Consider the following 7,027-nt stretch of genomic DNA (forward strand, 5'->3'; position numbering starts at 1 on the left):
GAAGCGCTTGGCCGCGGTGGCGTTACGCCGGCTCTGCACCAGAATGTCGAGCACGACGCCATGCTGGTCCACCGCGCGCCAGAGGTAATGCTGCACCCCGTTGATCTTCAGGAACACTTCATCGACGTGCCAGGTGTCGCCCAGCTTGGGCCGGCGTCGACGCAGTTTTCGGGCAAAGGTGCCGCCGAATGTCAAACACCAATTCCGGATGCTCTGGTGAGTGACGCTGATGCCTCGCTCTGCCAGGATCAGCTCGACATCGCGTAGGTTCAAGCTGAAGACATGATAAAGCCATACCGCATGGCTGATGATCTCAGCCGGAAAGCGGTATCCGGGGTAGGTGGCAAGCTCGGGCGTCATCAACCCAGCTTGGCCCAGCTACTTCGTTCCGGATAGAGGCCGACAACTTGGCAATGCCGTGCGACGTCCGAGCCGGGGCCGCGCTGTTGCCGAACGTCCTGTCGTGCCGCACCTTGCTAGAGGCCGCGGCGCTGCACCTCGAACGGCTGCTGCTCACGCCCTGTGTCCCGCTCGACGGCCCACGTGACGTCGTAGCCGAGCGGATGCCCGTCCCGCAGCATAGCCGCGGGGGCCGCGCATCAGAATGCACACTACGGACCGAATGCCGATCACGGCCAGGTGCGGTGTAACTGTGCGTCCTGTTGCCCGCCGTCGCAGGCGCACAACGGCCCGCGGGATACGCTCGAACAGCCGGAGATCCAGCAAGCATGAGGGCGTGGAGCGTGGAAAGCCGCTGGGAGACCGAGCGAGGACGGCGTGGCGTCCTCGCTCCAGTCGGCTGGATTCGGGAGCCGCCATCCTGATAATAGCTGCAGCAGATCTTACAGCGTAAGACCTCGGGCCGCGCTCCCGGCAGCCACGTCATAAGCAGACGAAATGACCCGTCGCCCGCCCAAATCAGCATCTAGATGCTACGCCACAGAATCTCCGTTCGGCTTTCTGTTGTCATTACCGCCTCAGTAAACTAAAGCCTCCCTGGTAAGCTGAGGGGACGCTCGGATGGGGGTGAGGCAATCGGCGGGGCAGAAGTCTGGTCGTAGGACGCTTAGCGCGGAGCCCGCCACTCATCTTGCGAAGCTGCCTCCTCCCCCGCGAACCAAGCCAAAGTTCCTCGTCTGCTCTTCAGGCAAAGGCGGCAGCGGCAAGACCTGTCTGACGCGCAATTTATCTGTCTTTGCCGCGCACGCTGGCCTCAAAGTGGCGACGCTGGATCTGGATCCGCAGCAGGGGCTGACGAACTGGTTTGCAATTCGTCCGGAGGAAGCGATAGCGATCCCGAATGTCGCCGTTCCTCTCGCAGACCTCTCCCGGGCATTGCGGGAGGTGGAGGCCCTCGGGGAACTTCACCTCGTCCTCGTCGACACTCCTCCAGGCGTAGACGCCTCGCCTGCCGAGATGCGCAAGCTGTTGCTGATGGCTGACTTCGTGCTGGTCCCGACGGGCCAGGGTGCTGGAGATCTGCGATCTGTAATCGAGTGGATGCGATTCATCAGGCGCGAGGAGCGGCCGTCTGCGTTCGTTCTCAACCTCACTGTGCGGGCTGCGGGCAGTTTCGACCGGGCCAAGCAGCGCCTCATCGAGGCGGGTGACCTATGTCCGTTTGACATTCGCCTTTACGAGAGCATTCGGGTCAGCGACGAGATCGGCCTAAGCGTTCTGGAGATGAAGGGTGCCAACGGCCTGGCGGATCTCCGCGGAGTCTGGGGATTTGTCCGGAACGCCCTCGGGCTCAAGGTGGCCTCCGATGAGTGAGAAGCCCACAATGAGGACCTTCTCGGCTAAGGATATCAAATCCCGGGCAGCCGCCGCGCCTATCCGATCGACGACGACCCGGCTTGAGGACTTCAGCACGACCATCCTGCCGCTGAACCGGCCGGAGGACTATGTGCGGGAGATCGGGAAGCTCTGGGATGAAGCCCAGCGGCGCTTTCTGGCGATCGGGCGCTACCTGCGGTATGCAATCCGAGCCAACAAGGGCGAGTTTGAGGCGAAGATCCTCCCGCAGCTTCCGTTCGGCCGGGCCGTCGCATACCAGCTGCGGGAGGTAGCGGAGGCTGTGGAGAGCGGCCGCTTCCAGGAGCAGGAACTCCCTCGGAGCTATTCCGCGGCATACTACCTGACCCTGGTACCCGATGAGCATGTGACCTTGGCGCGCTCCCGCGGGCTAGTCAGGCCGCAGGCTGCCCGCTCGGAAATCATGCGTTTCCTGAAGGAACTGGAGCCTAAGCAGCGCGACGACCTAAAACGCCGTGAAGCGCTCATTCGGCGCCGGGAGCAGATCGCACGGCAGATGGCCCGCTTGCGGGAAGAGATGGCCGAGATTGAAGCGGAGCTTCGGCTGCTTCCGCCGACAATCGACGGCGAAGCCAAGGAAGCCTAAGCGGCCAAAGGAAAGGGGAGTCAGCGGCAGCCGCCAACCTTTCCCTCAATCCACCTCTAGCATCGTCGGCCTTGAATAACTCCGTCAGGCCGCCTGGGCTGTAATCGGGTCACGTTCTACCCATTCGCTTGCCTGGATGAGGCTGGCGAGAAGATCGAGCAGAAGGGCCCTGAGGTGGGCGAGGATCTTGCGGATGTTGTGCCCGCAGCCGCAGAGGACGGCGAAGAGGGCATCGCCGAGGGTGCCCTTGAGGGCGCAGCGAGCGAGGCGTCTGTCGGATTTCATGTGGCCGATCTCAGGCTCGATGGCGCTGCGGCGGCGCAGGAGCTTGGCCAGCCTGGGCGTGAGGCCGCGCCGTGTGCCGCTGATGAGCACCGTCGTGCCCTGCACGCCATGGCCGCGGTAGCCGCGATCAACCCGGCAAGGCTGGGACGATGATCGGTCAGGGTCTCGACCTGCTGGAGGGTGTCCGCGAGGATGTGCCCGTCATACGGATTGCCGGGCATGGAGCGCATGCCCACGACAAAGCCACCGGCGAGCGTGTTGGCGATGCTGACCTTGGTTCCGAACTCACAGCGCACCCGCGCCTTGCCCTTGGAGATGCAGTCCACCTCCGGCTCATGCAGGGCGTAGATCTTGCCCCGGCTTTTCGGCGTCTGCCGCAGCAGGCGAGTGACGAGCGCCATGCGTTGCTCGATCCGCGTCCGCAGCCCTCCTTCGGGAACGGCGCCGAGCTTGCGGCCGAGGTCGCGCAGGACACGCCCCGTGTAGCCCTTCAGCGTGCGCAGCGCCTTGCGCATGCGCCGGAACTGCCGGGCATGGGCGTGCCGCCCCACCCGGGCGGCCAGACGCGGCGATAAGCGGTTGTAGGTCTGCCGCAGGGCGATCCCGGCCTTGCCAGCCAGTTCTACCAGGAAGCGGCGCGCCCTCTCGTAGAGGCGGCTGTCGGTTGGATGCGCGATGGCCTTCTCCATCACCGTGGTGTCCACCGCGATCTCGGCCAGGCTGCGCGCCTGCACGGCCCCGCAGGCACGCCCCGCCTCGATGGTTTTGCTCAGCAGCCATTCCACGCCTTCCTCGCCGATGCGGCCACGCCAGCGGCTGAGCGAGGACGGGTGAATAGGCAGGCGGTGCTGAAAGAAGGTCTCACCGGTGAAGTGCTGGAAGTACGGGTTCTCCACCCAGCGGGCGAGCACCGCCTCGTCGGAAAGGCCGCAGGCGTGTTGCAGGTACATCAGCCCGGCGACCAGGCGCGGATGGGTGGCGGGCCGTCCCTCCTGGGCGGGAAAGAAGCCGGCCCATTCCCGCTCGAACCAGCTCCAATCGATCAGCGCCGCCAATCGAACCAGCTCATGCCGCCCGTCGATGATGTCGACGAGGCGCGGCCGTAGCAGGTCGGCCTGTTTCGGCGGGCGCGGGCGATGTTTCATGCCCGTCAGAATCGCTGGCTTAGCGCCCCTTTCCAACCAAACCCTGCAATTCCACAGCGTCCAAACCGGCGAAGCTCCCAAGCAGATCAGTGGGTTGGGAGTTGTTCAGGACCGACTAGCATCGAGTTGGCCCGCCGCCTCGGCGTGACCCAGACCACCGCCTGGGCCATCAAGCGCAAGCTCGGGCAGGTGATGCTGGAGCGCGACGCCGAGCGGCTGCTCACGGGCCGTGTCGGGCTCGACGATGCCTACCTCGGCGGTGAGCGCTCGGGCGGCAAGCGTGGCCGCGGGGCTCGCCCGGCAAGACGCCCTTCCTGGCCGCGGTCGAGACCACGCCGGATGGCAAGCCGGTGCGGCTGAAGCTGCGCCAGGTGGCGAGCTTCTGCCGTCGCGCTGTCGAGGGTTTCGCCAAGCGCAGCCTAGATCCGGCCTGCGAGGTGGTCAGCGACGGTCTCGGCTGCTTCGCTGCTTTCACCAAGCCGGGTGCCAGCACACGGTCATCAAGACCGGCTCAGGCGCGCGGGCGGCACGCACGCCAGCCTTCAAGTGGGTCAATACCGCACTCGGCAACATCAAGGCCGCGATCACCGGCACTTACCGCTCGATCGCGCCGAAGCACGTGCCGCGCTACCTCGCCGAGTTCGAGTACCGCTTCAACCGCCGCTACGACCTCGCCGCCATGCTGCCACGCCTCGCCACAGCCGCCGCACAGACCCCGCCCATGCCGTACCGCCTGCTCAAACTGGCTGAGCATTCCGCGTAATCAGGAACTACTATTCGTTGACCGACTCCACGGACCGAAGCCCTTCCTTACGGTGGGGACTTTACCGGGTTCCTTCGCGGCCCGAGTCGCGCCCGCACGGGGTCGCCCGCACCTATTTCAGGGGGCGCTGCCCACAGGGGGCACTGGGAACTATACCGGGATAAGCGGGAACTCTACCGGGGCAGCCGCCGAACGCGAAGTCAACAATTTCAAGCAGTCAACAGCTTGTCCCGAGGACTCCACCGGGCCTTACTAATACTAAGAATCCAAATACCTTTTCTAGTAACTGTCCCCGGCAGAGTTCCCGGCGACAAGCGACCCCGTTCCGATCCATGTTCCGCATCTAGGAGGTCGACATGGGGACGGTCCATCAGCTCATCGAGGCTCACGGCAAGCAGCACGTGATGCAGCTCGACTTCGACCGTAGGGTGGTCGAGGCGGCGTACGACTACATGAGCGACGAGGAGGGCGGGGTTGGCTTCATCTACTCCGGCTTCGCCCAGGCGGCCCTGCCGCATAAAAAGCTAGCCGACGACGCGGTGTGGCAGATCCAGACCGAGCGGGTGATGCTGCTGGTCGAGCCAGGACGGCGCGCGGTTCGCGACGGCGTCCCCGTCCCCGTTGGGGTGCCCTACGGCTCCAAAGCGAGGCTCATCGTTCTTTACCTGACCGGCAAAGCGCTGGAGACGAACAGCCGCGAGGTGGAGCTGGGCCGCTCGCTGCGCGAATGGCTGAGTCGCATGGGCATCCCGCAGGGCGGTAAGAGCATTCGCGACGTCAAGGACCAAGCGGAACGCATCTCCCGGTGCCGAATGTCCTTCCAGATTGAGGGGAATGGTCGGTCGGGGCTGGTGAACCAGAACCTCGTCGACAACGCACTCTTCCTTGAGGCGGACAACGCGAGCGGCCAGGGGACGCTGTTCTTAGAGCGGGCGAAGCTGTCGGAATCCTTCTTCGAACAGCTCAAGAAGCACCCGGTACCTCTCGAGGAGTCATCGATTCGGGCGATAAACGGGCACTCCCTGGCGCTCGACCTCTACTGTTGGCTGGCCTACCGGCTGCACGTGCTGCCTGGCTCGCGGACGGTGTCGTGGAAGGCGTTGAAGGGCCAGTTTGGCACGGGGTTCTCACGGATGGACCACTTCCGGCCGACTTTCAAAGAGAACCTCGCGCTAGCGCTGGCGGTCTACCCGGCCGCACACGTCGAGGTCACCGACAAGGGCGTCACCCTCCAGCCCTCGCGCCCACCGGTGGCGCCGAAGGTGACCAGCCTCGGCAGCAGATCCCGGTAGAGTTCCCGGCCCTGGGTTCGCCCCAGGGCCCCGGTAAAGTCCCCGCCCTGCAGCCGCCAGCGCCAGATTCCCTTATGGCCCGGCGGGATCCCGGTAGAATCCCCGCCCGTACCAGTAGAGCCCCGCGGACCTCACCAACCCCCGTCGCCGCTGTTCGGGGCATGGATGAGGGCGTCGTCATCCACCGATCCGGCCGGGAGCACCATCCAGCGCCCGGAGACGATGCTGAAGGCGGCGATGAGCCAGAGACGGTCGCGGCAGGCCGGGGAGCTGAGGTGGATCTCGCCCATGCCCATGCCCATGCCGAAGTGCGGGTCCTTGGCATCTCGGAACCCGCACTCGATGTTCCAGCGCCGGGCGTAGAGCTTGATGAGGTCGGCGGGTGGCAGGTCGGTGCTGCTGGCCAGGCACCAGGGCTGCTTCATGCCCTTGGCCTGCACGCAGAGGACGGCGGGAGCGGGGTAGGCGTCGGCGGTGACGGTGACACCGCGCAGGATGCGTGCGCGGCCGCCCTTGCCGACCCAGTCGGCAAGGGCCGGGCCTCGCCGTCGGCAGCGGTGACCGTGATGTTGCCGCGGAAGCGGATGACGAAGTCGAACTTCAGCTCTTCGGTCAGCAGCCGGTAGAGCTTGCGATCGCCAAAGCCGCGGTCGGCGACGAGGCAGACCTTGATCCGGATGGGCAGCGCCTCGGCCAGGCGGATCAGCGCCTGACACTCGTAGCGGCATTGCCAAGTTGTCGGCCTCTATCCGGAACGAAGTAGCTGGGCCAAGCTGGGTTGATGACGCCCGAGCTTGCCACCTACCCCGGATACCGCTTTCCGGCTGAGATCATCAGCCATGCGGTATGGCTTTATCATGTCTTCAGCTTGAACCTACGCGATGTCGAGCTGATCCTGGCAGAGCGAGGCATCAGCGTCACTCACCAGAGCATCCGGAATTGGTGTTTGACATTCGGCGGCACCTTTGCCCGAAAACTGCGTCGACGCCGGCCCAAGCTGGGCGACACCTGGCACGTCGATGAAGTGTTCCTGAAGATCAACGGGGTGCAGCATTACCTCTGGCGCGCGGTGGACCAGCATGGCGTCGTGCTCGACATTCTGGTGCAGAGCCGGCGTAACGCCACCGCGGCCAAGCGCTTC

Annotated in this window: 6 protein-coding genes and 2 pseudogenes; 5 read left to right on the forward strand and 3 right to left on the reverse strand. The window is 65.0% G+C overall.

Going from position 1 to position 7,027, the window contains the following annotated elements:
* A partial coding sequence (locus EP26_RS28780) for an IS6 family transposase (RefSeq protein ID WP_043344464.1) occupies positions 1 to 360 on the reverse strand: 360 nt, incomplete at its 3' end.
* 660 nt (positions 361 to 1,020) lie between these two features.
* Between EP26_RS28780 and EP26_RS28785 the strand changes: the two genes are divergently transcribed.
* Together EP26_RS28785 and EP26_RS32660 are read left to right on the forward strand one after the other, a co-directional pair.
* Entirely contained in the window at positions 1,021 to 1,773 is a 753-nt protein-coding gene (locus EP26_RS28785; protein ID WP_084113109.1) for a ParA family protein, read from the forward strand.
* Positions 1,766 to 2,401 (forward strand): hypothetical protein, encoded by a 636-nt coding sequence (locus EP26_RS32660; protein ID WP_157033901.1) that lies wholly within the window; start codon positions 1,766 to 1,768, stop codon positions 2,399 to 2,401. Before EP26_RS28785 ends, EP26_RS32660 begins: the two co-directional genes overlap by 8 nt.
* Before the next feature lie 84 nt (positions 2,402 to 2,485).
* Here the strand turns inward: EP26_RS32660 and EP26_RS28800 are convergent.
* Positions 2,486 to 3,831: pseudogene (locus EP26_RS28800) on the reverse strand (IS5 family transposase).
* Between the two features lie 105 nt (positions 3,832 to 3,936).
* Here EP26_RS28800 and EP26_RS34070 point away from each other — a divergent pair.
* Both EP26_RS34070 and EP26_RS28810 read left to right on the forward strand, forming a co-directional pair.
* Positions 3,937 to 4,594, forward strand: a pseudogene (locus tag EP26_RS34070) (IS1595 family transposase); the annotation flags it as partial.
* Between the two features lie 356 nt (positions 4,595 to 4,950).
* Complete coding sequence (locus EP26_RS28810) at positions 4,951 to 5,886, forward strand: replication protein RepA (RefSeq protein ID WP_043344467.1); 936 nt, start codon at positions 4,951 to 4,953, stop codon at positions 5,884 to 5,886.
* Between the two features lie 131 nt (positions 5,887 to 6,017).
* Here EP26_RS28810 and EP26_RS38535 read toward each other — a convergent pair whose 3' ends face one another.
* A complete protein-coding gene (locus tag EP26_RS38535) occupies positions 6,018 to 6,614 on the reverse strand; it encodes a transposase (protein WP_342669135.1) in 597 nt (198 codons plus the stop codon).
* A gap of 53 nt (positions 6,615 to 6,667) precedes the next feature.
* On the opposite strand from EP26_RS38535, the gene EP26_RS28820 reads away from it, so the two are divergent.
* The coding region (locus EP26_RS28820) for an IS6 family transposase (protein WP_043344464.1) at positions 6,668 to 7,027 on the forward strand (360 nt) is incomplete at its 3' end.

It is taken from the genome of Belnapia moabensis DSM 16746, assembly GCF_000745835.1.
In the GTDB taxonomy this organism is placed as follows: domain Bacteria; phylum Pseudomonadota; class Alphaproteobacteria; order Acetobacterales; family Acetobacteraceae; genus Belnapia; species Belnapia moabensis.